Annotated in this window: 26 protein-coding genes; 14 read left to right on the plus strand and 12 right to left on the minus strand. The window is 41.0% G+C overall.

Features of this window, described 5'->3' with window-relative positions; all coding sequences use genetic code 11:
* Nucleotides 1-22 precede the first annotated feature (22 nt).
* The 5 genes from QQJ93_RS01735 (at nt 23) to QQJ93_RS01755 (ending at nt 3956) form a co-directional block, all read left to right on the plus strand.
* Nucleotides 23-538 carry a DUF2301 domain-containing membrane protein gene (locus QQJ93_RS01735; protein ID WP_089123796.1) on the plus strand — a complete coding sequence of 172 codons (516 nt, stop codon included), beginning with the start codon at nt 23-25 and terminating at the stop codon, nt 536-538.
* Between the two features lie 187 nt (nt 539-725).
* Entirely contained in the window at nt 726-1079 is a 354-nt protein-coding gene (locus QQJ93_RS01740; RefSeq protein WP_089123797.1) for a hypothetical protein, read from the plus strand.
* 75 nt (nt 1080-1154) lie between these two features.
* A complete protein-coding gene (locus tag QQJ93_RS01745; protein ID WP_089123798.1) occupies nt 1155-1691 on the plus strand; it encodes a CueP family metal-binding protein in 537 nt (178 codons plus the stop codon).
* 234 nt (nt 1692-1925) lie between these two features.
* Entirely contained in the window at nt 1926-2324 is a 399-nt protein-coding gene (locus QQJ93_RS01750; RefSeq protein ID WP_089123799.1) for an MAPEG family protein, read from the plus strand.
* A gap of 603 nt (nt 2325-2927) precedes the next feature.
* Nucleotides 2928-3956, plus strand: a complete 1029-nt coding sequence (locus QQJ93_RS01755; protein ID WP_089123800.1) for an amidohydrolase family protein — start codon at nt 2928-2930, stop codon at nt 3954-3956.
* A gap of 81 nt (nt 3957-4037) precedes the next feature.
* Here QQJ93_RS01755 and QQJ93_RS01760 read toward each other — a convergent pair whose 3' ends face one another.
* Nucleotides 4038-4553, minus strand: coding sequence for a methylated-DNA--[protein]-cysteine S-methyltransferase (locus QQJ93_RS01760; protein ID WP_089123801.1), 516 nt, complete (start codon nt 4551-4553; stop codon nt 4038-4040).
* Nucleotides 4554-4557: 4 nt separating this feature from the next.
* Complete coding sequence (locus QQJ93_RS01765; RefSeq protein ID WP_089123802.1) at nt 4558-5484, minus strand: AlkA N-terminal domain-containing protein; 927 nt, start codon at nt 5482-5484, stop codon at nt 4558-4560.
* A gap of 119 nt (nt 5485-5603) precedes the next feature.
* On the opposite strand from QQJ93_RS01765, the gene QQJ93_RS01770 reads away from it, so the two are divergent.
* The 4 genes from QQJ93_RS01770 to QQJ93_RS01785 all read left to right on the plus strand — a co-directional run bounded on the left by QQJ93_RS01770 (nt 5604) and on the right by QQJ93_RS01785 (nt 7391).
* Entirely contained in the window at nt 5604-6137 is a 534-nt protein-coding gene (locus tag QQJ93_RS01770; protein WP_089123803.1) for a YaeQ family protein, read from the plus strand.
* Nucleotides 6138-6232: 95 nt separating this feature from the next.
* Nucleotides 6233-6589 (plus strand): hypothetical protein, encoded by a 357-nt coding sequence (locus tag QQJ93_RS01775; RefSeq protein ID WP_089123804.1) that lies wholly within the window; start codon nt 6233-6235, stop codon nt 6587-6589.
* Between the two features lie 17 nt (nt 6590-6606).
* Entirely contained in the window at nt 6607-6864 is a 258-nt protein-coding gene (locus QQJ93_RS01780; protein WP_089123805.1) for a glutathione S-transferase N-terminal domain-containing protein, read from the plus strand.
* Nucleotides 6865-7028: 164 nt separating this feature from the next.
* Nucleotides 7029-7391 (plus strand): glutathione S-transferase N-terminal domain-containing protein, encoded by a 363-nt coding sequence (locus QQJ93_RS01785; protein ID WP_089123806.1) that lies wholly within the window; start codon nt 7029-7031, stop codon nt 7389-7391.
* 68 nt (nt 7392-7459) lie between these two features.
* On the opposite strand, the gene QQJ93_RS01790 is transcribed toward QQJ93_RS01785, so the two are convergent.
* Together QQJ93_RS01790 and QQJ93_RS01795 are read right to left on the minus strand one after the other, a co-directional pair.
* Nucleotides 7460-8305, minus strand: coding sequence for a hypothetical protein (locus QQJ93_RS01790; RefSeq protein WP_089123807.1), 846 nt, complete (start codon nt 8303-8305; stop codon nt 7460-7462).
* Nucleotides 8306-8397: 92 nt separating this feature from the next.
* Nucleotides 8398-9306 (minus strand): DUF808 domain-containing protein, encoded by a 909-nt coding sequence (locus QQJ93_RS01795; RefSeq protein ID WP_089123808.1) that lies wholly within the window; start codon nt 9304-9306, stop codon nt 8398-8400.
* Between the two features lie 413 nt (nt 9307-9719).
* On the opposite strand from QQJ93_RS01795, the gene nhaC reads away from it, so the two are divergent.
* Entirely contained in the window at nt 9720-11156 is a 1437-nt protein-coding gene (nhaC, locus tag QQJ93_RS01800) for a Na+/H+ antiporter NhaC (protein ID WP_089123809.1), read from the plus strand.
* Between the two features lie 124 nt (nt 11157-11280).
* On the opposite strand, the gene QQJ93_RS01805 is transcribed toward nhaC, so the two are convergent.
* From QQJ93_RS01805 to QQJ93_RS01820, 5 genes are all read right to left on the minus strand, one after another.
* Nucleotides 11281-11607, minus strand: coding sequence for a hypothetical protein (locus QQJ93_RS01805; RefSeq protein ID WP_089123810.1), 327 nt, complete (start codon nt 11605-11607; stop codon nt 11281-11283).
* A gap of 282 nt (nt 11608-11889) precedes the next feature.
* Nucleotides 11890-12033: a diguanylate cyclase domain-containing protein gene (locus QQJ93_RS16440; RefSeq protein ID WP_089124512.1), complete on the minus strand. Its 144-nt coding sequence runs from the start codon at nt 12031-12033 to the stop codon at nt 11890-11892.
* Nucleotides 12034-12126: 93 nt separating this feature from the next.
* Nucleotides 12127-12990: a dimethyl sulfoxide reductase anchor subunit family protein gene (locus QQJ93_RS01810; RefSeq protein WP_086980694.1), complete on the minus strand. Its 864-nt coding sequence runs from the start codon at nt 12988-12990 to the stop codon at nt 12127-12129.
* A complete protein-coding gene (locus QQJ93_RS01815) occupies nt 12990-13637 on the minus strand; it encodes a DMSO/selenate family reductase complex B subunit (protein WP_086980693.1) in 648 nt (215 codons plus the stop codon). Before QQJ93_RS01815 ends, QQJ93_RS01810 begins: the two co-directional genes overlap by 1 nt.
* Nucleotides 13634-16105: a DmsA/YnfE/YnfF family dimethyl sulfoxide reductase gene (locus QQJ93_RS01820; RefSeq protein WP_089123811.1), complete on the minus strand. Its 2472-nt coding sequence runs from the start codon at nt 16103-16105 to the stop codon at nt 13634-13636. The genes QQJ93_RS01815 and QQJ93_RS01820 overlap by 4 nt, the downstream gene beginning before the upstream one ends.
* Nucleotides 16106-16250: 145 nt before the next feature.
* On the opposite strand from QQJ93_RS01820, the gene QQJ93_RS01825 reads away from it, so the two are divergent.
* The 3 genes from QQJ93_RS01825 to QQJ93_RS01835 all read left to right on the plus strand — a co-directional run bounded on the left by QQJ93_RS01825 (nt 16251) and on the right by QQJ93_RS01835 (nt 20895).
* Nucleotides 16251-16883 (plus strand): molecular chaperone TorD family protein, encoded by a 633-nt coding sequence (locus tag QQJ93_RS01825; protein WP_089123812.1) that lies wholly within the window; start codon nt 16251-16253, stop codon nt 16881-16883.
* Nucleotides 16884-16966: 83 nt separating this feature from the next.
* Nucleotides 16967-17482, plus strand: a complete 516-nt coding sequence (locus tag QQJ93_RS01830; protein WP_089124513.1) for a 4Fe-4S binding protein — start codon at nt 16967-16969, stop codon at nt 17480-17482.
* Between the two features lie 305 nt (nt 17483-17787).
* Nucleotides 17788-20895 (plus strand): DUF748 domain-containing protein, encoded by a 3108-nt coding sequence (locus QQJ93_RS01835; protein WP_089123813.1) that lies wholly within the window; start codon nt 17788-17790, stop codon nt 20893-20895.
* An 83-nt stretch (nt 20896-20978) separates the two neighbouring features.
* Here the strand turns inward: QQJ93_RS01835 and QQJ93_RS01840 are convergent, their stop codons facing one another.
* Nucleotides 20979-21521: a TetR/AcrR family transcriptional regulator gene (locus tag QQJ93_RS01840; protein WP_089123814.1), complete on the minus strand. Its 543-nt coding sequence runs from the start codon at nt 21519-21521 to the stop codon at nt 20979-20981.
* 88 nt (nt 21522-21609) lie between these two features.
* Here QQJ93_RS01840 and QQJ93_RS01845 point away from each other — a divergent pair, with 88 nt between their 5' ends.
* Nucleotides 21610-22683 (plus strand): alcohol dehydrogenase family protein, encoded by a 1074-nt coding sequence (locus tag QQJ93_RS01845; RefSeq protein ID WP_284186018.1) that lies wholly within the window; start codon nt 21610-21612, stop codon nt 22681-22683.
* A 38-nt stretch (nt 22684-22721) separates the two neighbouring features.
* Here the strand turns inward: QQJ93_RS01845 and QQJ93_RS01850 are convergent, their stop codons facing one another.
* Nucleotides 22722-22940, minus strand: a complete 219-nt coding sequence (locus tag QQJ93_RS01850; protein ID WP_089123815.1) for a DUF6500 family protein — start codon at nt 22938-22940, stop codon at nt 22722-22724.
* A gap of 240 nt (nt 22941-23180) precedes the next feature.
* Nucleotides 23181-25550 carry a Lon protease family protein gene (locus QQJ93_RS01855; RefSeq protein WP_089124515.1) on the minus strand — a complete coding sequence of 790 codons (2370 nt, stop codon included), beginning with the start codon at nt 25548-25550 and terminating at the stop codon, nt 23181-23183.
* Between the last annotated feature and the right edge of the window lie 189 nt (nt 25551-25739).

The following is a 25739-nucleotide window of genomic DNA, read 5'->3' on the forward strand; positions in this document are numbered from 1 at the left end:
ATTATTTAATAGGAAATAGGCTATGGCTGACATTCATTTTGAAGAAAAACTCGATCGCATCGACTATGCCACCGTGGCGGTTTATCGCTCGTGCTTTTTATTGTCAGCCATTGCAATTGCTTTGTTAGGCTTTGGGCTTGAACGATATGGCGTTCCACTACTAATTGTTAGTGCATTAATTGCCAGTGCTTGTGTACATCTTTATGACAAAACCATTCGCTGGTTTATTCAAAGTAGCGCCTTATTTTCGGTTTGCTTATTAATCGCGAATCTATTTACGCCGGTTGCCGTTGGAGCAAGCCTTGCTGTATGGTGTGGACTTTCAATTAAAGAATATTATTGCTTCCGTATTCGGCTGATTCGAATTACACCACTGGTATTAATTCTATTCTGGATTTGCTTTGCACTGCCAATTTGGTTGCCGGTTTTTTATCTCGCTACTGGTCTATCTTCTGTGTTGTTGTTTACCATTGGTATTGCCAAGTTTAGACAACCATTTCACTTTGATATTGGCGATAAAAGTAAGTTTCAGATATAGCCTTTCAATTCTAGCCTCCCGATGCTTGACCTTCCCCTAGTGGGAAGCTTTATAATTGTCACTTATTCATTGAAACTTATTTATATGCATTATAGCGAGTCGCCTGTTCACTATGTTTTTCACTAAATTCTGTTTAGCTGGACTTCACTCTAAACTTCAACATTCGGTTATATTATTGATAACCCTTGTGTTTTCAAGTGTGAGTGTTGCCACGCCAATATCTGCGACTCAAATGACTCAAGTCGCCGCTCAGAACATGACACACACCACAGCGGTTGAATCTGATTCTCAACATCACGCTTCACCTTGTGCCAATATGTCTAAAACGGGCTTAGTCGCTGACTTCCCGTGTTCTGATTTTGCCAAACATAGCGATGATCACTGCGCCTCTTGTGCGCCAATTTATGCTACTTTGCCAACATCTCTGGAGATTAAAAGCAACTCATCGGCTGCTTCAGAATATAACGATCATACCGAATCTATCCCCTTTTTAACTCTGCCTAATTTGTCACGTCCTCCTATTCAATCTGTTTGGTTTTAATTCAAAACATCAACACGATTAAAAACTTAACTTTTGAATAAATACTCCCCAAAACGGGAATATTAGGAGAATACAATGAATCTACGTTTAACAGTCACTACGCTTTTAACTGGCGCATTCGCCGCGACTTTATCTTTTTCAACTTTGGCAAATGAAGCTGATAAATTTGAAGGATTAACGGCCCCACAAGCGCTAGAAAAAGCGCATGAATATCACGGTAAAGGCACGGCATCGATTCAAGTGATGCCCGATGTGATCGTGGCAAAATTTGATGATGACAGCCAAATTCAGATCCCAACCAAAGATCAGCATTTATTATCTATTGCGCCTTATGAAAACCAAACTCATCCATGTGGCTACCACGTACCAACAGGCTGCCAAGGTGAAATGGTTGAAAAAACCATGATGATCAAAGTGGTCGACTTAGATAATAAGAAAGTACTGAAATACGGTCAGGTCACCACGCAAAAAGACGGTTTCATTGATTTATGGATGCCAAAAGATCGTAAAAACTTAGAGGTGACCTTTACTTATAAGGGTAAAACTAGCACAGAAGTATTAAGCACTGAGGATAAAGCTAGAACCTGCATTACCACGATGCAGCTAATCTAAACTTTCCACTACTCTAGATTTAGAGTTGTTTAAAAGCTGAATACACAAAACCCACAGATTTAAGTCTGTGGGTTTTGTTCATTTCTGGCAGATAACATTTCTTTAAATGCGGAAATGATAAAAAGATAGCAAGCAAAGCGATCCAAAATGCCATACGCTACGTATTGGTTAAGTTGTTCTAAATCTCTTTTATCCAAAACCTGAAGTTAAATAAAAACTCACAAGGAAATATTTATGCTTTATCCAATGGCAGCGATGGTGTTGCTGATTTTTATTGTTGGCTGTGTGACACTGAAAGTTCGTCTCAATAGCGTGAAGACCAAACAAGTCAGTGTGAAATATTTCCAGCTGATGCAAGGGGAAAACCTGCCAGAGATGGTGATTAAAACCAATCGACACCTTGCCAATTTGTTTGAAATGCCAGTGCTATTTTATGTAGTGTGTACTTTGTATATAAGCCTACAAATTGATAGTAACTTTGGCGTTATTGTTGCGTGGTTATTTGTGGTTTTCCGCTATCTACACAGCTACATTCACCTTGGTACCAACAACGTTAGGCATCGCATGCTAGCATTCTGGGCTTCATTTATGTGTGTTCTAGCGCTATGGATTAATTTATTAATTCTCGCTTAATCAACACGATATGATTTAAAACAATCAAGCCTTGAATGATCATCTCACTCAAGGCTTGATTTTTATGGTTAATCGAGTATCGCTTTGAATTATTAATCATATCTTCTATACCCAAGTGACTTCAATATGCAGAATTCAGAGCTATCATCCAAACCTTTAGGCAAGGAAGATTGGCGAAGGAATGTAGGCACCTTTCAAACCAATCTGACGCGGCATAAAGGTTTGAATGAAGCTCCCGAAGGACAAGTTAAAACAAGCTCTATGCTACGTTAAATTGAACAGAGATAGAATCACTATGGTCATATTCAATTTGCCTTGCCTAAAGCTTGTTTTATTCTTGCTGAAACTCGCATCTTGAAGTTACTTGGGTATATATCTAGAAACTTTAAAATGAATAGCAAAAACATGTCTTCCCAAAAAATAGTTAGTACTCAAAACATTTAATGAAACTATTCAATTTTATTAATGTCCTATTTTTTCCGTCATTTCAAAGGCAATATGAACACTAAATAGCCTATTATTTAATGATTGAATAAGAATACACACAAAATTATCAGCCTATTCAATCTCATAATGTCAATTTATCAAGAACCAGGAGATAGTATGAAACCTTGGTTAGCCACTTTAGCTGCCGCAGCCACTCTTATTAGCAATCCTTTATGGGCGGCAGACCAAAGAGATTACCACTACACTGATGGTCACTTGCATTACGTTAACTTTTTTCAAGAAAGCGAAGGCATGACGAAATTGCTCGCTAAAATGGACGAAGGCAATATCGATCATGCGATGATTTCTGGCATTAGCTTAGTAAAGAAATGGCATAAAGATGAGCCTCAGCGTCCACCTTACTATATGGGAGATGACGCTAAAGTTTATTGGTATAGCGCAACAGATGAAATCGTCGCAAGAGCCGTTGAATCATTACCCAAAGAACAACAATCTCGTTTCCACCCTTTTCTAACTGGCTTCAATCCAACCGATATGAATGCAGTTGATCACATTGAATTAATGTTAAAGTGGCGACCAGATTTTTGGCAAGGTATTGGAGAAGTTTTTACTCGCCATGATGATCTCACCGCCTTAACTTATGGTGAAACGGCACGCGCAGACAGTCCAGCATTAATGAGGGTGTATCGCTTAGCCGCTAAACATGACTTACCAATCATGCTGCATTCAAACATCACCTCAACACGAGTTAAAAGCCCTATATTCCTACCAGAAATGGAAAGCGCGGTAAAAATGAACCCTAAGACACGCTTTATATGGGCTCATGCTGGCACTAGCTTATCCATTAATCGCCGAATTCATATGCAGTTCTTATATAAAGAAATTAGCCGTATGGTCAAAACATACCCTAATCTTTATATTGATATGTCTTGGAGCTTATTAGATGACTATTTGCTTGATGAAAATGGGAAACCAGATGTCCATTGGATTAAATTAGTCGAGTCCTACCCAGACAGGTTCTTTATCGGTTCGGATGTGGTTGGACAATTTGACTCACTACCCAAACTCGCCAGTGATTTTGACGTTTTCCTTGATGCTTTGCCGGCAGAGACCGCCAATAAGGTTGCTCGAGATAATTTCTTAGCCTTGTTGCCCAAAAAACATCAATCAGCAAAAAATAACTAACGAAAGATCTAAACTAAAAAGCCACTAACGACTGATTATCTAATCGTTAGTGGCTTTAATTTTTATGCGTAATACTAGTTACTAGGCCACTTTACAACCCTCAAGATTAAGCAGCATTCGCTTCATCTCTAACCCATGTGCAAAACCAGTCAAGCTACCATCGGCTCCCACAACTCGATGACACGGAATAATAAGTGGAATGGGGTTACGCCCTATTGCCGCACCAACCGCACGTACCGCTTTGGGATTATTAATCTGTTGTGCGATATCCATATAACGACATGTACTACCCGTTTGAATTTGGTTCAACGCATGCCAAACACTTTGTTGAAAATCCGTTCCTAGGGGCTTTAATGGCGTTGTAAAATCAAACTCTACTCGCTTGCCTGCAAAGTATTCAATCACTTGTTCTCTCACATCAGTAAAGCGCGTTACATCTTCTATCCAATCGGCTTCAATCTGAAAGCCATCTTTTTTTCCGGCTCCCGTTTCTAGATGCAATATATGTAAGCCATCGCTACTGCCCACTAAAGTGACATCACAAGCTTGTGTAGCAAAGGTTTGGTAGTACCAAGTATTATTAGTTTTGGTTGCCATTGAGTTAATGCCCTAATCCATTCCATAGACATAATGTAGCGTAAGCTCGATATGGTTGCCACGCTTTTGCTTGCTGTAATACGGCTTTTCTCACTGGGTATTTATTTTCTGTTGCTAACGCTTTTAATACCCCGAGATCTTTATCAGGAAAACTATCTTGAATGCCTAAACCACGCATTGCCAAATAATTTGCCGTCCAAGGTCCAACGCCTTTTAGTGCAATCCATTGCTCAAAAAAATCTTCAAAGACTTGCGCCTTATCCAAAGATATCGTGTCATTTTTTAGCGCACGAATCACCACTTGTAAGGTAGAGATCCGAGATGAGGTTAACCCTAGACCATCAAAACTATGGTTAAGTAAATCATCACACTGAGGAAAAAAGAAGTCGATGCCTACGGGAAAGCTTTCTGGCGTCGTTAATTGAGTAGAATGTGCGATGCGCTTGGCTAAGGTCGTTGCCGCTTTAACCGATACTTGTTGGCCTAAAATCGCACGTATGCAAAACTCAAAAGAATCAAACGCTTTAGGCATGCGGGGAACTCGATTATCAACAAATCCTCGCTGTAACACTGGATCAGATTGCAACTGTTGATCGATCACTTGCATATTGGTATCAAGGTCAAACATAAAACGTACACGTTGCTGAACTTCATCAAAACCATACTCATCATCACACACAACTTTTACTGCTAGTGTGTTTTTTGTCGCTTGGTATCCCACTTCAAAATAACCATTCACATAATGTTTGATATCACCCACTGTCGGCTTTTCAAAACGGAAACTACGAACATATTTTCCTTGAGTGACACACTCTACACCTTCGATAATACGCGGGCTAAGAAAATCGAGCATAAAGTTATAATCAAAGCCTACCGGACAAGTGATATGGAAATGACGCTGCTGTATATCTAAAGGGTTTAACGATGACATTTGAATCCTTGGTGGTTGACGAAATATTCAATCTGCTTAAGTATTTCTTTTATTTTTGCTGAAACTCGCATCTTGAAGTTACTTGCGTATACTACACTTTTCCTTAATGTTGATTTCTCATGGCTTTAAAACCCACTATATACAAGTTCCGCATCGCACTTACTGATATGAATCGTGATTACTATGATTCTTTTAACCTGACTATCGCACAGCACCCTTCAGAAAGTGAAGAGCGTATGATGGCTCGTCTCGTCGCATTTTGTCTTAATGCTAGCCAAGATCTTCAATTCACCAAAGGCCTATCAAGTATTGAAGAGCCCGATATTTGGCTAAAGACGTTAGATGATCAAATTGAGCTTTGGATTGAAGCTGGTGAACCCGATCCAGAGCGCATCAAAAAAGCCACGCGCCTTGCCAAACAGGTAAAAGTATATAGCTTTAATACCAAATCAGATGTGTGGTGGAAACAAAATGAATCTAAATTTGCTCAGCTAAATGCCACTATCGTGCGACTAGAGCATCAAGGTATTCAAGCATTCAGTCAAATGACTGCCAGAACCTTAGATTTAGGGGTAATGTTGTCGGGCAATACGGCTTATATATCAAGTGATGATAAGCAATGTGAAATTAGCTGGGAAACGTTGCAAGAATAACGACGTAATGTAAGTCGGTAATGGTTTTTTAATTCACTTGTTTGTTATGATGAATCTAGATACCCGATGAACTCATTTTATATTAAGGAACACGGATGCTTCGCTCATTGATGGTTCGACTTTTCGCTATTAGTTTTTCTTTTATGCTGGCTTTTTCTAGCCACGCCAACACCGATGAAAGGCTCTCTGACTCAGATGTCACTCGCTATTTTGTGTGCAGTTACCTTCATACCGAAGACAGCTATAAAATCGGTGCTTATTTAATTAAAAATTATGAAACTCAATGGTATAGCCATGGTGAAACTTATAAAGCCTTAGTCAATAACAGGTTAGCTGAAATTTCTCGCGACCAAGGCGTGTCTAAGTTTAAAGCGGAAGATGAACTATCAACCAAATATAAATGTAATAGTGCCTATATCGATTTGATTGGGTTAAGTAATATTAAAATTTAATATCTTAGGAGAAAATGATGACTGCGAAAAATACTCAAGGACTAGCCCTATACCACTTCGAAACTTGCCCATTTTGTCAAAAGGTACGTCGTGCAATGGTCGAACTAGGTGTAGATCTTGAGCTACGTGATACTCGTAAAAACCCAGACTACCGTGAAGAACAAATCAACGGTGGTGGTAAAGGACAAGTGCCATGTCTGCGTATCGAGAAAGCCGGCGAAGTAACTTGGATGTACGAATCAGACGCCATTATTGATTACATTAAAGCGCTGTAAGTTTATATACCCAAGTGACTTAGGTAATACATTGAAAAGCTGAACGATATATCGGTCAGCTTTTTTTGTGCCTTGTAACACAAGTTTTCGGTATTCACTTTTGAATATCCAACACTTGCTTTATTATGCCGCCCACTCCCCAACATCATCAAAAGGACACTAACATGGCCGTTATTCGCTGGATCCTTGGTCGCATCATTTTATTACTCAACTTTATCTTTTCACCACGCGGCGTAAAGCGTACCCCAGAAGCTCAACAAGTTATCAATGAGCGCACTCAACAACTCGCACTTTACCAATTTGATGCTTGTCCATTTTGTGTCAAGGTTCGCCGTGCAATGAAACGCAATAGCTTAAATATCGAATTAAGAGATGCCAAAACCGAACCACATCGTCAAACACTGCAAGACGGCGGTGGTCGTGTGAAAGTACCTTGTTTACGTATTGAAAAAGAAGGCGAAGTGACCTGGATGTATGAGTCGAATGACATCATTCAATATTTAGAGCAAGAGATCGCACAAGCGTAAATTAGTTTGTTGTTAGCCGAGTGGGGTTTATCACTCGGCTGATAGTTTATACCCTTTCCCGCTTTCCCCTAAATCACATTATTTGCCGCAGTTGGCCCTGTTTCAGAGTCCATCGAAAACCATTCTGTTTCGGCTTGTGAACCACAATGCTTCATTTTTGCTAAATTGAAGCTTGGCACCTCAAGTAAATACAAAGCATCTCCAAACTCTTTTAAACCAGACTGACAGAACGATTGAATGAAAGTATTCGTTTGTCCCGTGCTTAGCTCACTGACTGATTGCATATCAGCAAAAGTAAACACCAATATCGGCACGTACTCATACCAATCAACATTGCAATGAAAAACGTCTGGATGCTCTTCATCCCACGTTTGGCATTGCTTTAAAAACACCACAAATGGTGAATGGGTTGGCTTTGAGGTTGGTTGCCAATCTTGCCATTGCTTTTTGCGGCAATCGTACTGGCGCTGAATTTGGGTTGCAAAGATAGTTATCATCACGCTACCTTCAACTTTGTGTAGATTCACTGCACGACAGTATGGTGAGATGATCCCATGAGATAACACTAGAAAATATTGCTGAGAACTATCGTAATGATTAAAAAACAATCGAAGTTGATAAGCGTCTGATTGGGCATCCAGTGCACAATAAATTGGAAAGTCGAGAGCTGTGTCGAGCAGCTGACAGTGACGCTTTACAGCTTGCATTTCTTCAATTTTTGGTGAAATTAAGGAACTAGGGATAAGTAAATCAGATTGTGTTAGAGAGATTTGCGGTAATGCGTTTTGAGAAAGTGAGTTTACTTGAGTACTCGGAGGTTGTGAAAGCGAAGTACTGCAACCTAATACCGTTATAATCAATAATAAGACGGCAGCTTTCCAATAGCTAAAATCAGGCGTAATTACTCCTTTCATCACGCCCTCCTAAACCTAGAACCTATCTAATAAGAATAGTTGGTATTTACAGGTTTGTAGACTCTATAATCAAGTACTTCAGTTAGGTATAACTAACTTGTGATGCTCTCTTTTACCTTACCAAGTAAAGTAAACACTCCCACTAATACTGCGCCAGCAGCCAGACCAAGTATACCAGTCGTAACAAATGGTAATACTGAACCTATAACTGGCAAGTTAACAACAGATTGAATCATCTCACCTGTCAAATGATGAACCGCTGGAATGGTATGTTCGATTATGCCACCACCGACTAAAAACATTGCGACTGTTCCGACTACGGTTAATACTTTCATTAACTTAGGTGCGGTGGCAACGAGAACATTACCAATTGAATTCATGAGGCCTTGACCTTCACTTTTACGTTGTAAGTAAAAACCTAAATCATCAAGCTTGACAATCCCTGCCACTAAACCGTAAACCCCGCACGTCATAATAAAAGCAATTAAACTCACCACGACAATTTGCGTCAGTTGTGGGTGTCCCTGAACAATACCTAAAGCAATCACGATAATTTCTAATGAAAGAATAAAGTCTGTGCGTATTGCGCCTTTAATTTTCTTTTTCTCGTAGGCCACTAGGTCTTGTGGGACTGCTTCTGCGTTCTCTTGTTCGGTATGATGGTGCGGCAAATACTTTTCGAAAACTTTTTCTGCGCCTTCATAACAAAGATATAAACCACCAAGCAGTAAAACCGGCATGATCAACCAAGGGGCTAACGCACTTACAATCAATGCCGATGGCACTAAAATCAATTTATTACGAAAAGAGCCTTTCGCTACGCCCCATACCACAGGAATTTCTCGTTCTGCTCGTACACCCGTCACTTGCTGGGCATTTAACGCTAAGTCATCACCAAGTACACCGGCTGTTTTTTTAGCGGCCACTTTAGACATAACGGCAACATCATCTAACACTGATGCAATATCATCTAATAACGTTAATAAACTTAAACCAGCCATGTTGTACCTTCTTTAATTAACCCTAACCCAAGTAACTTTATCATTGAATTAATAGACTAGCCTAGTACCGTGAAACCAATAACATTTCCCCCTCGTCTTTAAAAACAAAAACATATCACCTAATTAACAAAAACTTCAAAAATGAGCAAATAAACAACAGTAAATATCAATAAAACTAAATTTGGCAGATTAAAATCACATTATTATTGGTTATTTTCGATATATTCAGAAACTTCATGTAAAGTGCAGACCTTTAAAATTATCGGCATCTTTTTTGAGACCGGTAGGAATTTATACCCAAAGTAATTGGAGTGGCAGTGAGGCGACAAGTGAATGAACACTGGTAACAAAACTGCAGTTTTAAACACGACGGGTATACCATTCCAAATGTATAACATTAATTAGAGGCGACAATGACGTATCAGCCAACGCGCTTACCCAGTTTGACACAAGTCTTTATTTCTCTAGGGCTGTTCTTATTACTGGCATTCTCTTTTACCGCTAAATTAAACCTTCCGATCCAACTCGCACTTTATATTGGTTGGTTTATCATCATCGGTTTAGGTATCTATCTTGGCCATAAATACAAAGACTTAGAAAAATCGGCTTTAGACGGAATTTCAAACGGCTTAGGCGCTGTTCTGATCTTATTGGCCGTTGGTGCACTTGTCGGTACTTGGATTTCTGGTGGTATCGTTCCAACCATTATTTATTATGGTCTGAAAGCTATTCACCCTTCTATTTTCCTTTTAGCAACTATGATCATCTGTTCATTAACCGCTCTTGCTACGGGAACCTCTTGGGGCTCGGCAGGTACTGCCGGTATTGCAATGATGGGGATCGGACAAGGTCTAGGCGTTCCTGCTCCTATTACCGCTGGTGCAGTACTTTCTGGCTGTTACTTTGGTGATAAGATGTCGCCACTTTCTGACTCTGTGATCTTGGCATCTTCAATGTCCAACGTAGAAGTCATGGAGCACATCAAAGGCATGCTTCCAATTGCATTAATCAGCTATATCATTACTGGTGTGCTGTTTACCGCATTTGGCTTTCACTACGCTGGCAAAGTTGACATGTCTCAAGTTCAAGGTGTGATCATAGCTATGGAGCAGCAATTTACTATTACCCCACTCTCCTTTGTGCCAGTGATTATTGTGCTTGGTTTACTGGCGATGCGTATGCCTTCATTCCCTGTGATTAGCTTTGGCTCACTACTGGGTATTGTATGGGCAGTCTATGTGCAAGATATTGATTTCCTTACTGCGTTCAATACAGCATGGGCACCTTACAGCATTAGCTCTGGCGTTGATTTTATTGATGCAATCTTAAACCGTGGTGGTATGTCTTCAATGCTAGGTTCGGTGGCTGTGATTATATTTGGCCTAGGTTTTGGCGGACTACTTGATAAGGTCGGTCTATTAGAAACGGTAGCCAAACTGTTCGAAAAACGCATTCAAAGCGCCGGTTCTCTTGCATCAAGTACCATTGCAACAGCCTTTATGGGTAACGTATTTGGCTCGGCGATGTATGTGTCTTTGATTCTGACGCCTAAGATTTGTGCCAAGAACTATGACCGTTTAGGCTATCAACGTAAAAACCTTTCTCGTAATGCCGAGTTTGGTGGCACATTAACTTCAGGCATGGTGCCTTGGAGTGATAACGGTATCTACATGGCAAGTATTTTAGGTGTGGCGACTCTCTCTTATGCACCTTTCATGTGGTTAAGCTTTATTTGTATCTTCATGACAATTCTATGTTCTTACATGGGTTGGTTTGTCGATAAATGTGAGCCGGTTGCACAAGCAGAGCAAGAAGAAACGGTTGAGCTAAAAGCACAAACGGCCTCCTAATCGAGCTTAATCCCCTAAGTCACTTGAGTATAAAATAAAGCACTTGGGTATAAAAACAGAAATGCCGCTAACTTATTAGCGGCATTTTATCGCTGTCACTTTTAATTAATGCATCAATACAATATTAACGACGTTTATTCGCTAAAAATGCATCTTCTGAAATTTCGTTGCCTTGCTTATCTTGAACCGTGAAAACATAATTCATACCGGATCCGGCTACGTTACTCACCACAAGCACACCATTCTCATCGGTCATTGCTTGTTTAGCGCCAAAACCTTTAATTTCTACTGGGTAGTTTGCTAACGGTTCACCATCCTGGGTTACCTTAACTACCGCTTGATCGCCAGTGAGAGAACTCACACTGAGATTCATTCCGTTCGAAGTAGAAGCTATTGCTGCTGAACTGATCACTAAAGAAGTGGCAAGCAGTGTTGTAGATAATAATTTCATAATTAGCTCCTTTCTTAAAACAAATTCTTGATTGAATTTATTTACGAAACTAATAATAGCGTGATTTCCATCACAATAAATTGCATAAACCTGCACTAGATCATCTAAAAATTTGAACAAGAAATTGTGAACTATTTTTTGATGCTTCTACAGCCCTTGTCTGGCCTCGATTTACAGAAACTAGAACTTCTCAATATAAAATTAGGGAGATAAAAATTCTTTCACACCCCTAACTTAGGCTCTGAATTTTTGACGGTATACTAACGAATGTTAATGACTAATCTATACAAAATGAGAACAATTACGTCCATTTTCTTTGGCTTTATACAGCGCCTCATCGACACGCTTCACTAGGCCACGCTTTTCATCACCACTAACAATAACGGAAGCACCAATACTGACGGTGACTTTACGATCATCAAGAATGTTGTCGCTTTCTACTGCTGACTATCTTAAAAACCCCTGAAACTTTACAGTTTCAGGGGCCTGTTCTTATATTTCACTGTAGAGAATTTGTAATTAAATCAAACCATAAGTGAAGTGCAAACCATAGAACACCGCGCGACTGAAGATTTCCGCAGCGATCAGTGCAACAACCGCCAAAATGCTATAAAAACGCACTTTATTATTAGTTTGATGAGCAGAAACCGCCCACAAAACTGCAGCAATCAACATCAATACACATTGCGTCATGATCATGCTTGAGTGAGCTTGTAACTCGGTCACACCTTGATGCACAGACGTCACCACGGTTGAGAAATCAAGTACTTGTGCAATCAACACAATGTAATGAACCGCAATTAATAGGATGCCCACGATAGCAATGATTTTATTGGCTTTAATGGTGCTGCCATTGAACGCATTCAACAACACGTAACCAAACAGTAGCCCCGCCGTGATCACGGTAAAGGTGAAGTTCAGTGGCGTATAAATGGTATCCCATAACGGCACGGTATTGATTAGGTACACCTTAATCATAGCGGCCATAAAAATCACACCAGAAATCGCACCAAGATAACGTAAAGCAGTACGGATGGTTTTGCCAAACCACGCTTTACCTAACGCGGTAAGGACTTCGGCAAGCCAGTACATTCCGGCTAAACCAAAGAACAAAGAACCGGTTAAGATCTCGTTAGATAACCCAGAAGCACCAACACGGTTTAATGAGTTAAATGCACGTAACGGGCTCCCTAAGTGAGAAGTCGACGCACCAAAACCAATCGCCATAAAACCTAATACAAAAAATAGGCTTTTGATTGCAATATCATTGAGTTTGGCTTCATCGTTCACACAGGCTAAACGGGTCGTGATCAATAAATAAGCGCCAACTGCACACTGAGCTAAGACAGTAAAGACCACTAATGGTAATTCAACAAAATGCATTAGATTACCTCCTTCGGATTTTGTAAGAAGCCAGAGGTATCGCCTAATGGCTTAGCATTGGGGTTTAACTTAACGATCAAGTTCGGGCTGGTTAAACGAGAGTCAGGTAATGGCGCACAATCGGCGTTGTTACCGTATTTAGCACGTAACTCGTTAATGTCACCAAATTCAATCGCACGTAATGGGCATGAATCGACACAGATTGGCATCAAACCTTCAGCAACGCGCTCATGACAACCATCACATTTGGTCATGTGACCTTTTTCTTCGCTGTATTGTGGTGCGCCGTATGGACAAGCCATGTGGCAATATTTACAACCAATACAAACATCTTCGTTGACCACAACCAAGCCATCTTCATCACGCTTATGCATGGCACCTGATGGACATACTTTGGTACAAGCCGGATTTGAACAATGGTTACACGCAATCGATAAGTAGTAAGAGTACACATCTTGACGATAAACGCCGTTGTTCTCAGACCAATTACCACCAACGTATTCATAGATACGACGGAAATTACGTTTCACATCCAAGTCTTTATTGTCTTTGCACGAAAGCTGGCAAGTTTTGCAGCCTGTACATTTGCTTGAATCAATATAGAAACCGTATTGTTTCTTGACTCCAGTCGATGCTGCTACACTCATGCTTTTACTCCCATGCTTTTCAATAGCTTAATTTCTACAAGGTTAGTGTGTGATGGATTTCCTTTTGCTAAAGGCGTTGGACGAGCCGTCGTCAACACGTTGATAGAACCGTTCATGTCCGTACCATCGCGGTTAGGGGCATACCATGCGCCTTCACCCAATGCCGTGGTATTTGGAATAATGCGTGGTGTCACTTTGGCACACACTTGCAATTGACCAAATTCACTGGTGACTAACACTAAATCGCCGTTCTTGATGCCACGAGATTCTGCATCAATTGGGTTCATCCAAATTTCCTGAGGCGCAGCCGCTTTCAACAACTCTACGTTACCGTAAGTGGAGTGCGCGCGAGCTTTGTAGTGGAAACCCGTCATTTGTAGAGGGAATTGTTTACGTTTTGGTGAATCCCAACCATCAAAAGTTGGATGGTATTCAGCAATTGGAGTGATGTATTCATCGTCTCCTAGTACCCATTCTTTTGCAATCTCAGCCAATTGTTCTGAGTAAATCTCGATTTTCCCAGACGGCGTGGCTAATGGATTGGCTTTTGGATCTTTACGGAAGTCTTCATACGCCACATGTGGACGCTCAAATTGCTTCTTATAGATACCTTGTTTACGCATCGCATCATAATCCGGTAAATCAGGATCATTATTTTGCTTAACGGTTTGCTCGTACATCCATTGCAGCCACTCTTCTTGCGTGCGGCCTTCTGTGAACTCTTGCTCCAAGCCTAAACGCTTCGCCAGATCCGACATCATGTCGTAAATTGGGCGACACTCGAAACGCGGTTTAATCGCTTGGCTAGCAAAAATGAAGTACGGCATAGAACCTGCGGCACCATCCATACAGAAATCCGATTGCTCAGACGTGGTACAGTCCGGCAGGATAATATCGGCGTATTTAGCAGAAGAGGTCATGTGGTTATCAATCACCACAATCATTTCACACGCTTTTTCATCTTGTAGGATCTGATGCGTACGGTTGATGTCAGAGTGTTGGTTGATAATACAGTTACCCGCATAGTTCCAAATGAACTTGATTGGGTTTTGTAGACGCTCAACTCCACGAATGCCGTCAGTTTTGTCGGTCATTTCATGAGCGCGGTAAATCGCATCCGTCCACAAGAACATTGGGATAGACGCTTTCACTGGGTTCTCAACACGAGGGAAACGTTGGAATGGGTAACCATGGTTGCCTTCACGCATACCCGTACCACCACCTTGTAGACCCACTTGGCCACGAAGCAGTGATAACATACCAATCGCTTTACAAGCTTGCTCACCACTGGCGGCACGCTGTAAGCCCCAACCTTGAGTAATGTAAACACGGTTTGCGTTGCCGATCTCACGACCTAACTTGATAATGTCTTCCGCAGGAATCCCAGTGATCGGTGCCGCCCACTCAGGTGTTTTGGCGGTTTTATCGTTACCATTACCTAAAATGTAATCTTTGTAGCTCGCATTTTTAGGTGCTGAAGCCGGCAAAGTGCTGGCGTCATAACCGACACAATAAGTGTTTAAGAAGTCTTCGTCTGCTTTGCCTTCAGTAATGATCACATGCGCCAGAGCAGCACATAATGCGGCATCAGTACCGTGACGCAATGGAACCCATTGATCTTCACGACCGCCTGCAGTATCTGTATAACGAGGGTCAATGATGATGGTGCGAGTGTTATTTTTTTGCTGCGCTTCAACCAAGTTATGCACTTGACCACCGCCAGACATACGAGTTTCTGCTGGGTTATTACCAAAGAACACCGCTAAGTCAGCATTTTGGATATCATCAATGCTGTTATTATCCATCCAGCCGCCGTAGAAGAAATCGCCCATACGCGCGATCGCTGCGGTTGAATAGTCACCATAATGGTTTAAGTAGCCACCGTTGAGATTCATTAAACGCGCGATCAACGTCGCACCTGGATCCCAACTTTTCGTCACGGTGCCACCTAATGTGCCTGTACCGTAGTTCAGGTAAATAGCATCGTTACCGTAATTTTTGATCGTATCATTCAGACTGCTTGCAATGGTATCAAGCGCTTCATCCCAGCTAATGCGTTTGAATTTACCTTCACCACGTTTACCTACACGTTTTAGTGGGTATTTCAAACGATCAGGATTATAAACACGGCGACGCATTGAACGGCCACGTAAACAGGCACGCACTTGGTGGTGATCATTGAATTTGTCTAGACCGGTGTTATCGGTTTCAACCCATTTAATTTCCCCATCGACCACATGCATACGCAATGGACAACGGCTACCACAGTTTACGGTACATGCCGACCATACAATTTTTTCATCTGGTTTCGCTGGAGCTTCAATCGCAAGCGCTTTCTTGCTAAACGGTAATGTTAAGCCACTAGTTACCGTTGCTAAGGCACCTAACGCGGCACTACCTTTTACAAAGCCACGACGTGTGACTGCGAATGCGTCGTTCTTATTTGTCTGTTTATTATTAACTGACACGACTTTTCCTCATTTTATGCTTCGAGTGATGGCCGCGATTATGAACCTACCCCTATAGTAGTACCTTGTTCTAAATCAAAGTCTACTGACTCTATTCAACGTATATTACGTGCCACTTAGAATAAAACGTTGAGCACAATTTAAAATGACGAGTTTTTACACAGAATCTGCATTAATCACTAAAATTCTTGGCGCGTTAATCTATTTCCGACCAAGTGAATTTAGTGACAATGGTTTAGACAGAGTCTTAGCTTTACAAGTTGAATCACAAGAAAGCAGCTCTTTGATTAAAACGTTCCAAAACGTACTTGACCAATTTAACCGTGCTGATATTAATGCGCTAAATATGGCGCATGATGAATTTTTTTCAGGTATTGGTGATATGCCAGCACCACCTTGGGGATCGGTATATTTAGATCGTGAGTGTGTGCTATTTGGTGAATCTACGGCGGAATATAAGCAGTTTTTAGTGCAGCAAGGTTTTGAGTTTGAGACTCACAACAACGATCCACTCGATCATATTGGCTTAATGCTAATGACATTAGGGGCATTACTTGAAAATCAAACCACTGCTCAACTCTCACCAGAACTAGAAGAGTTACTAGGTCATCACCTATTACCTTGGGCTCCTCATTACTTGAAACAGGTTAAAGCATTGATTAACGAGCCAGCTTATGCACAAGCTATTTCACTTACGCAAACCTTATTAAGTGATCTACAAACGGCTTTTAACCTACCCGTTAAACCAAGACAGATTTACTTTAAGGTTGCGCAGTAATGTATGTACCTTTCAAACGAATCTGACGCAGTGTAAAGGCTTGGATGAAGCTCTCAAAGGGCAAGTTACTTGGGTATAAGCCAATGATTGAACGTAAAAATAAGACACAAGAACCGCAACCCAGCCGCCGAGCCTTATTTACTGGCATGGCGAAACGCAGCTATCAAGCGGGACAGATTGCAGAAAAAGTGCAACGAACTGTGCCACGTCCACCTAATGCGGTCGATGAAGATATTTTCACTCGATTATGCAATCAATGTGGCGAATGTGAAAAAGTTTGCCCAGAGTCTGTTATTCGTATGGACAATGGCTTTCCAACGTTAGATGTCGAATATTCTCATTGTACCTTGTGTGGTAAATGCCAAGTCGCTTGTCCAACGATTGCTTTATCTAATAAACAGCAAGATACCGGGCTGCGAGCAAAAGCATCTGAAACTTGCATCAACCTTTACGGCTATTGTGAGTCATGTGCGTCATCTTGCTCAAGCCAAGCGTTAGAATGGAAAGACAGCCAAATTCCAATTATCGATACAACCAAGTGCACAGGTTGTGGCCTTTGTAAAAGTGATTGCTTTATTGGTGCGATTCAACTGAACTAACCACCATTTCTGTAAACATAGCCCTCAAAATAATCCCAAGATTCGAGAGTAAACTTCTTGGGGTTATTTAAACCTACAAAAAGACGTCATTTAACCGTCTCCCAACATAATTAATCAAACCCTGTCATTTAACCTATCGGTGTAACAGAAATTTGACACTTGACTAGGAAAAAACCTACAAATACACCTTTGTTATTATCAATTGAGCGATATAATAGTCACTCTTCAAACCGTCATTTGAAAATACATTTTGTCGCTTCATACCTGCCCTTTGAAATTGGATCGTAATAGGATACACACCCCGTATGCTCAGCTTTGTCAAAACCGCTTGTTCTCGATTTAAACAAGCCCCTCGTTCTATTCGAATTACGTCCTATTTAGGCATAGCTTATACGACTTATGCTCTGATATTGGGGTTAGTGGTCCCTGCAGTGGCTCAATCAAAAGTACCAACCACACTTTCCGAATTACTTGGCAGACAAGTGATTATTGAAAAAGTCCGCATCAACCCATTTTTATTACGCTTTAGAGTCGATGGTTTTGAAATTAAAGAAGCGGATGATAGCCAATCTTTTGTCAGCTTTGAGCGCCTAGATCTACAAATTGGCTTCTGGCGTAGTGTGCTGCACCTCACTCCAAGCTTAGAACACCTTTATTTACAACAACCTAATGTGAACATGGTACGTGTCGATAACCTTGGTAACTTCAACTTTACCGATATTATCGATTCTGTTGCTCAAGCTTCAAAACCAACAGAAGAAACTAAAGATACCGATAAGTCTTCTACTAGCCTTCCTCCAATCCATGCGCGTGATATTCAACTTACCAATGGCCAATTCGATTTTATCGATAATCCAACTGGCGCACATTTAAAATACCAAGGCTTAAACATTCGTTTACCACAATTAGATTCTCAAGCCGAAACGATTGTAAAAAGCAACGAGAGCCAATCGACCGATTCAAGTCAAGAAAACCATTTCGCCATCAATGTCACAGGCGCAGATAACGGTTCGTTAGATCTTGAAGGTAAGTTCCAATTTGAACCTTTTGCCATCGAAGGTAAATTGGGCATGAACAATATTACATTATCGAATTTCTGGCCATTTGCCGAAAAGCAACTGGATGCCAAACTAACTAACGGTAAATTCAACTTCTCAACTGAATTCCAAGCTAAAAACGAACCAACACGTTTTGACTATTCCACCAGCAATGGTCGTTTTGAACTATTAGATCTCCATTTCACTGACGGTGAAAAAGACAGAATCAAACTGCCACGCTTAACATTAGATGCTATCGCCCTTACTAATAAAGAACATACGGTTGATATCGGTTCACTTACCTTTGATGGATTGTGGATTGATGCACTATTCGATAAGCAAGGACTTGACCTACAACGCTTATTTACACCAAAACAAGAAGCGCCAAAACCTACTGTGAGTGTAAAAGCGGCGGATACAGAAGGAAATGAGCCAGAAGAAGTGGGACAACCAAGCGTAACGGTCACCAAGCAACCCAATCAAAACGACACAGGTTGGATTGTACGTTTACACAAATTCGCCATGATCAATAACGACATTAATATCAACGAGAAAATGGTCAGCAATGGTGTACATTGGCGCATCAACCCTTTCAACATCGAAGCCAGCAATATCATTAGCGATCTCTCACAGCCGATTGATTACAAAATTAATTTAGAAGTAAACTCATGGATAAAAAGTCCACTTGATCACACTCGAGGTAGTTTTGCTAGCCAAGGTAAAATCAATGCCAAAGATCTAACCTTTAATGGTGATATCAACCTAGATCAACTAGAACTAAGTCAATTCCAAGCCTATATCGACCCATACCTTAATGCGCGTTTGCAAGATGGTAAATTATCAACCAAAGGTCAATTCAGCGCGGACACCCAAGGCCATGCAAACTATGCTGGGAAAGTGAATATTACAAGCCTGTTAGTACGTGATAAATTGGAATATCAACCATTGATCAAATGGTCAAATATGGCGGTGAATAACTTATACTTCGATCTCGCCCAAAAGAGCATCAAAATCAATTCGATTAATGTTAAATCTCTTTACAGCAAAGTATTGATCGATAAGCAACAGCGCACCAATATTGGCAGCTTAGTCAAACCTCAACCAGCTTCGACATCACAAAGCAAGTCAAGTACCCCAAACAGCAAGCCCTACTCTGTAGATATTGGCAGCATTAATATCAGTAATGGCTCAGCTTATTTTGCTGACTACTCATTAACACCAAGCTTTGCCTCTGGAATTGAGTCACTTAATGGTTCGATTAAACACCTATCATCAACTCCAGGCACCAAAGCAAGCGTAGACTTAAACGGTAAAATCAATAAATACGCACCCGTTACTTTAAAAGGTGATATTAACCCATTAATTAAAAACCCATATTTAGACTTGGATTTGATCTTTAAAAGCGTGGAACTGACCTCGGTAAATCCATATTCAGGCACTTATGCAGGTTATTACATTGATAAAGGTCAGCTATCTCTTGATCTAAAATATCAACTAGAAAACAATCATTTAATTGGTGAAAACCACATGGTGATTGACCAACTAAAACTGGGCGAACCAAGTAATTCAGATCTCGCGACTAGCCTACCGTTATCATTAGCCATTGCACTACTGCAAGATCGCAACGGCGTAATTGATTTAGGTGTTCAAGTGACCGGTGATGTTAACAATCCAGACTTTAGTTTTGGTAATGTGATATGGGGAGCATTTGCCAACGTCATCACCAAAGCGGTTACCTCACCTTTTTCGATGATTGCAGGCCTTGCTGGCAGTGATGAAGAACTAAATCACATTCTCTTTGATGCAGGTAAAGCCACGATTACCGAAGAACAACAAGGCAAGCTAGATATCGTTGCTAAAGCACTACAAGAAAGACCAAAACTACAACTCAGCATTGTGGGGTCCGTTCAAGAAGCTGAAGATACCAGAGCGATTGCGGAGCAAAAACTGCAAACCTTACTACTTAAAGAAAGTGGTGATGATGCAATTCCAGAAAATTTAACTGCCGATAACTTCCCTGCTGATAGTGATTTATCAGATGCTTTAGAAGATCTTTTTAAGGCCCAATTCAATATCCGTATTGGTACGGAAGAAGATAAAGTGGAAGAACAATTAAAAGCAGAAACCAACCAACAAGATATTGACGATGACGTTTTAGAGCAAGCACTCAATGCCAGCATGTATAATCAACTGGTCGATGCACAAGAAGTTAACCATGATGAACTCGGTAGCCTCGCAGTAGAACGCGCACGCGCAATCAAAGCTTATTTAGTTGATGTTCAGAAAATTGAACCGGCTCGCGTTTTCATTCTAGACAGTAAGACAAAACTGAAAACCGAAGACCGAATTGCTGAATTATCTTTAGATGGTAGTTGATAGATAACCCATTCAGCTACGGTTAACTCGATAATAAAAGCTCAAATTTCAGATGAAGTTTGAGCTTTTTTGTTTGATAGCGATCACTTAATTATAAGCAATTGTGAAATATGTTCGAAAATCTTTTCCCAAGTCGACTCTGAAATGCCAAGTGCAGAAGAAGCGGTAATACCTTCATAAATTAACATCAACAGCGAAGCTAAATCGGGTTGAAGTATTCCATCTTTTTCCAGCCGATTAACTAAGTCATCTTCTCGCCTCTGCTTGTAATCTCGAACATATTGGACGATCTCTTCATCTTTTCCTTGGTATTCAGACAAGGCATTTAAATAAAAACAGCCACCATGGTTTTGCTTCTCAAACCAATCTTTTAGTGCATAAAACGGCACTAACGACCATCTACCTTGCGAATGAGTCTCATCCAACCGCTTAATCTCTTGCCAATATCTAAGCTCTCTTTGCTCCATAATCGCCAAAATCAACGCCTCTTTAGTCGCAAAGTGCTTATACAGCGTGCGCTGAGTAGTATTAGCCTGTTCGGCTATTTTGGCGACACCCGTTCGATGAAAGCCCTCTTGATAAAACAAGATCTCTGCAGATTGGAGTAAGTCATCTTTCTTTGACATTTATGCCTCACAATGAAAGTATAGTGATCACTATACCCAGATTATCAACTCAACATTATATTGCAAATTTATCTAAAGGACTAAAGAGATGAAACAAGATAAAACGATGAAAGCCGTTGTAACAATGGAGCAAGGCGGTCTCGATAAACTTGTCTATCAGGACGTAGCGATTCCTGAACTTTCCGATGGAGAGGTTTTAATCAAAGTGCTTGCTGCCGGAGTCAACAATACTGAGATTAATACTCGAATGGGCTGGTACTCTGGCGATGTAAACACCTCAACCAATGACATGGCCGACCAAGGCGACTTTAATGCTTTAAAAGATGGCGGCTGGAGTAAAGAAACCCCTTTCCCTCTAATTCAAGGAACGGATTGCTGCGGTATTGTGGTTGATACTGCAAACGACATACACAAAAATCTTATCGATCAACGTGTCATAGTCAGATCTTGCATGAGAACTAGCGGCTTTTACGATTTCGACAACATCTGGATGGCATCGGATTTTGATGGTGCCTTTGCCGAATATGTAAAAGTACCGGCAAGTGAAGTTTTTCCGGTTCAATCTCAATGGAATGATGAGCAACTTGCTAGCATACCTTGTGCGTACGGCACTGCGGAGAACATGCTACATAGAGCTAACGTGAAAGAATCGGATACCGTTTTAGTCATGGGAGCTTCTGGTGGCGTTGGTTCAGCAGCCGTTCAACTGGTTAAGCGTCGTGGTGCAACTGTTTTTGCTGTGGCTTCAAAAGCTAACCACGCATCGGTGCAAACGTTAGGTGCTGATAAGATTTTAGACCGTAATGACAACCTCATTAAGGCTCTAGGGGAAAACAGTGTCGATGTCGTCATCGATAATGTGGCTGGTGAAAACTTTGGATTACAATTAACAATACTTAAACGCGGTGGACGCCTTGCAACATCAGGAGCTATCGCCGGGCCAGTTGTCAACATCGACCTTCGAAAGTTATACCTAAAAGACATCACTCTAATTGGAACAACCGCATGGGATGAACCCGTATTCCCTAACCTAGTTCAATACATAGAGAAAAACGAAATTAAGCCACTAGTTGCGAAAACCTTCCCTCTTAAACAAATCGCTCAAGCACAGACTGAGTTTTTACAAAAGAACCACTTTGGGAAGTTTGTATTGATACCTTAGATTTGCCGTGATAGTGAGATAAGCGAGAAGTAATAAAACTACTTCCCCGCTCTCACCATCTCAATTATCTTGGTGGCTTTCTCGAAATGATCCAACTGATGAGTTTGAATCCACCAAGTAGCGGCTTCCATTAAAAGCTCTGGATTATCATTCTTATTGGCAAAGAAAGCATAAAATGACACGCCGACATTATCGCCTTTCTGTTCTATTTTTTTCTTACAAACCGCAATAACCTTCTCTCGTAATGAGTCTCGCATTAAAACTCTTCCTTTTTAATCATCAATTTAGTTTCTTATTAACCAAAAATAATCACCAGTACGAGAACCACTAACGCAATGATCCCAAAAACTTTCATAGCCACTTTTAAGTCACCGCCACCATTTGGTGCTTGATTACAACATCCCATTGGTTTGTCCTCCACAAAATAAAAGCTTTACCAATTAACCGGATCAAATGATAAAGCTTCCCGTTACTAGAAGGTCAATGTTTGTGCCGTATTATTTTCTTAGTGCATTGAGCTTGGCTTGAGTAATGCCAAAAATACTGCCCACAGGATAGGTGAAATCATCTTCCAACTCTCCGGCTTCTATTCCGGTGAAAATCGACAAGGCTTGAGTAACATGCTCAATTGCCCAAATATGAAATTCGCCTTTGTGTACTGCTTCAACAATATCTTTACGCAACATCAAGTTGTGTACATTCGATTGTGGAATGATCACCCCTTGAGTTGAGCTTCTACCCTTAATCGCACAAACATCAAAGAAGCCTTCGATCTTTTCATTCACTCCACCAATTGGCTGCGACTCACCAAACTGATTCATCGAGCCTGTAATCGCGATATCTTGCCTTAATGGGAGTTTCGAAAATGCAGAAACAATCGCACACACTTCCGCCATCGAGGCACTGTCTCCATCGACACCACCATAAGATTGCTCAAAAGTGATATGAGTAGTCAGTGGGATTTTGGCATTGCGGCCAAGGATAGAAGCTAGGTAGGCAGATAAAATCATCACACCTTTAGAGTGAATACTGCCACCAAGGTCAACATTGCGTTCAATATCTAAAATATCACCATCACCAAATGCTGTGGTAGCGGTAATACGATTGGGTGCGCCGAACATGTGGTCGCTGGTTGATAACACCGACAACGCATTCACCTGACCAACCGCACTACCTTCAGTTTTGATCAAAGTAGTGCCATTGGTGAAAGTTTCCATCACGTTATCTTGTAAACGACTCACGCGCATTTGTTGGTTATTCAAGGCTTGCTCAACATGCGAAGCTCTAATCAGGCTCGATTTAGCGCCTCGTGCCACATAGTTAGACTCACGCAATAGGTTGGCTATATGTGCTGAATGAAGTGACAACTTATTCTGATCACCTGCGTTACGTGAGCTGTGTTCAATAATCTTAGCAATCGCTTTTTTATCACAATGCAGCATGTTGTTGTCATGCACAATGCTGGAAATAAAGCGCGCATAATGCATTTCTGCTTCGGGGGTACGCTTCATTTCATCTTCAAAATCAGCCGTAACCCGGAACAGTTCGCTGAACTCTGGATCGTAATGCTGCAGCAATTGATAGGTACGATAATCACCAAACAGAATGATTTTCACATCTAGCGGTATAGGCTCTGGATCTAACGAAACCGCGCCGGTTAACGTAACCTCTTTTTCCAGAGACGTTAAGCTCAACTGACGGGCACGCAATGCTCGTTTAATGCCATCCCACACATAAGGTTGTTCAAGTACCTTAATCGCATCCATCAGCAATACACCGCCATTAGCTTTGTGCATACTACCGGCACGAATTAACGAGAAATCGGTAAACACGGTGCCTTTGAACGTCGCGGTTTCCACGCAACCAAATAGTGAATGATAATTCGGGTTGTCTTCGACTATGATTGGAAACGAATCTTTGGCTTGGCTGACTAAGACATTAATTGAATAACGACGCGGTAATTTGCTATCTAAAGAAGCCGAAGCTATCTCATTTTGTTCGTTCGATTCTTGTAAGAACTGATCGACATTTTCAACAATATCTTTTTGTAAATCGGTTAAATACTGCTTAATTTCTGGGTACTTAGAATAACTTTTTTTCAGTGCTTTGATCAGATGAGAAAACACTTCGAGCGCAGTTTCATCGTTAAGCTTTTTCATCTTTTCGCTAAACGCTTCTTCCCATTCAGTCAGCTGACGGATCATGCCGCGCAACTGAATTTCTAACGCATCAATTGTACTGTGGAATTTTTCCTGATCTTTTTTACTTAATTCCAGAAAGCTTTCTTCAGTATGGACTTCTTCTTCATTTTGCATGGCGATAAACTCATAGTCACCTTGCAAGGTAATGGTAAGACTTACCCCTTTCTCTTTCGCTATCTTGCTGATTTCTTCAAGCGCCGATTGCTGTTTTTGATTAAGCTGATTTTTCAACTTTTCCGAGCGCGTGAAATACACTTCATTATCAAACGCCAACGGAATCGCTTTGACCAGCTTCGCCAGTAGTTTTTCCATATCTTGACGAAAGGCTTTGCCGATACCGCTTGGCAGTTTAAGTACTTTCGGCTGTCGGATATCTTCAAAGTTGGCGACATAACACCAGTCAAACACTTGCATATCATCCGGTTGATGTCGGTTTAAATAGCGTAAAATCATGGTGCGCTTACCTAGGCCATTTTGCCCAGTCGCATATATGTTGTAGCCCTTGTCTTTAATCGACATCGCAAATTCCACCGCTTTTTGCGCGCGTTCTTGACCGACGATTTCATCAATCGGTGGAATATCTTTGGTCGATTTACAAGGCAGCTGTTCGAGTTCAGCAGGGTGATATAGCTTGTCGCTTGATAAGCTGAGGGAGGAAGAATACATCGTCATAAGCAATCCCTACTTTAAAGTTTGTTATTAGAGAATAGCCGATTTTCATTTCAATTTGAGTGATTTAAATACCTTTCCTGTTTAAACGCTCATAAAACATACAATGAAAATCATTCACTTGAACAAGTTTTTCGAACAGACTGCTCAAATAATTCTTACTGTGATCTTGATCACTCTTGATAT

The sequence above is a fragment of the Vibrio algivorus genome (genome assembly GCF_030161215.1).
Lineage (GTDB): Bacteria > Pseudomonadota > Gammaproteobacteria > Enterobacterales > Vibrionaceae > Vibrio > Vibrio algivorus.

What these genes read in the sequence shown, in the direction of transcription:
- QQJ93_RS01735 (WP_089123796.1), top strand. Translation starts at nt 23, where the DNA reads ATGGCTGACATTCATTTTGAAGAAAAACTCGATCGCATCGACTATGCC.
- QQJ93_RS01745 (WP_089123798.1), top strand. Translation starts at nt 1,155, where the DNA reads ATGAATCTACGTTTAACAGTCACTACGCTTTTAACTGGCGCATTCGCC.
- QQJ93_RS01750 (WP_089123799.1), top strand. Translation starts at nt 1,926, where the DNA reads ATGCTTTATCCAATGGCAGCGATGGTGTTGCTGATTTTTATTGTTGGC.
- QQJ93_RS01755 (WP_089123800.1), top strand. Translation starts at nt 2,928, where the DNA reads ATGAAACCTTGGTTAGCCACTTTAGCTGCCGCAGCCACTCTTATTAGC.
- QQJ93_RS01760 (WP_089123801.1), bottom strand. Translation starts at nt 4,553, where the DNA reads ATGGCAACCAAAACTAATAATACTTGGTACTACCAAACCTTTGCTACA.
- QQJ93_RS01765 (WP_089123802.1), bottom strand. Translation starts at nt 5,484, where the DNA reads ATGTCATCGTTAAACCCTTTAGATATACAGCAGCGTCATTTCCATATC.
- QQJ93_RS01770 (WP_089123803.1), top strand. Translation starts at nt 5,604, where the DNA reads ATGGCTTTAAAACCCACTATATACAAGTTCCGCATCGCACTTACTGAT.
- QQJ93_RS01775 (WP_089123804.1), top strand. Translation starts at nt 6,233, where the DNA reads ATGCTTCGCTCATTGATGGTTCGACTTTTCGCTATTAGTTTTTCTTTT.
- QQJ93_RS01780 (WP_089123805.1), top strand. Translation starts at nt 6,607, where the DNA reads ATGACTGCGAAAAATACTCAAGGACTAGCCCTATACCACTTCGAAACT.
- QQJ93_RS01785 (WP_089123806.1), top strand. Translation starts at nt 7,029, where the DNA reads ATGGCCGTTATTCGCTGGATCCTTGGTCGCATCATTTTATTACTCAAC.
- QQJ93_RS01790 (WP_089123807.1), bottom strand. Translation starts at nt 8,305, where the DNA reads ATGAAAGGAGTAATTACGCCTGATTTTAGCTATTGGAAAGCTGCCGTC.
- QQJ93_RS01795 (WP_089123808.1), bottom strand. Translation starts at nt 9,306, where the DNA reads ATGGCTGGTTTAAGTTTATTAACGTTATTAGATGATATTGCATCAGTG.
- nhaC (WP_089123809.1), top strand. Translation starts at nt 9,720, where the DNA reads ATGACGTATCAGCCAACGCGCTTACCCAGTTTGACACAAGTCTTTATT.
- QQJ93_RS01805 (WP_089123810.1), bottom strand. Translation starts at nt 11,607, where the DNA reads ATGAAATTATTATCTACAACACTGCTTGCCACTTCTTTAGTGATCAGT.
- QQJ93_RS01810 (WP_086980694.1), bottom strand. Translation starts at nt 12,990, where the DNA reads ATGCATTTTGTTGAATTACCATTAGTGGTCTTTACTGTCTTAGCTCAG.
- QQJ93_RS01815 (WP_086980693.1), bottom strand. Translation starts at nt 13,637, where the DNA reads ATGAGTGTAGCAGCATCGACTGGAGTCAAGAAACAATACGGTTTCTAT.
- QQJ93_RS01825 (WP_089123812.1), top strand. Translation starts at nt 16,251, where the DNA reads ATGACGAGTTTTTACACAGAATCTGCATTAATCACTAAAATTCTTGGC.
- QQJ93_RS01830 (WP_089124513.1), top strand. Translation starts at nt 16,967, where the DNA reads ATGATTGAACGTAAAAATAAGACACAAGAACCGCAACCCAGCCGCCGA.
- QQJ93_RS01835 (WP_089123813.1), top strand. Translation starts at nt 17,788, where the DNA reads ATGCTCAGCTTTGTCAAAACCGCTTGTTCTCGATTTAAACAAGCCCCT.
- QQJ93_RS01840 (WP_089123814.1), bottom strand. Translation starts at nt 21,521, where the DNA reads ATGTCAAAGAAAGATGACTTACTCCAATCTGCAGAGATCTTGTTTTAT.
- QQJ93_RS01845 (WP_284186018.1), top strand. Translation starts at nt 21,610, where the DNA reads ATGAAACAAGATAAAACGATGAAAGCCGTTGTAACAATGGAGCAAGGC.
- QQJ93_RS01850 (WP_089123815.1), bottom strand. Translation starts at nt 22,940, where the DNA reads ATGCGAGACTCATTACGAGAGAAGGTTATTGCGGTTTGTAAGAAAAAA.
- QQJ93_RS01855 (WP_089124515.1), bottom strand. Translation starts at nt 25,550, where the DNA reads ATGTATTCTTCCTCCCTCAGCTTATCAAGCGACAAGCTATATCACCCT.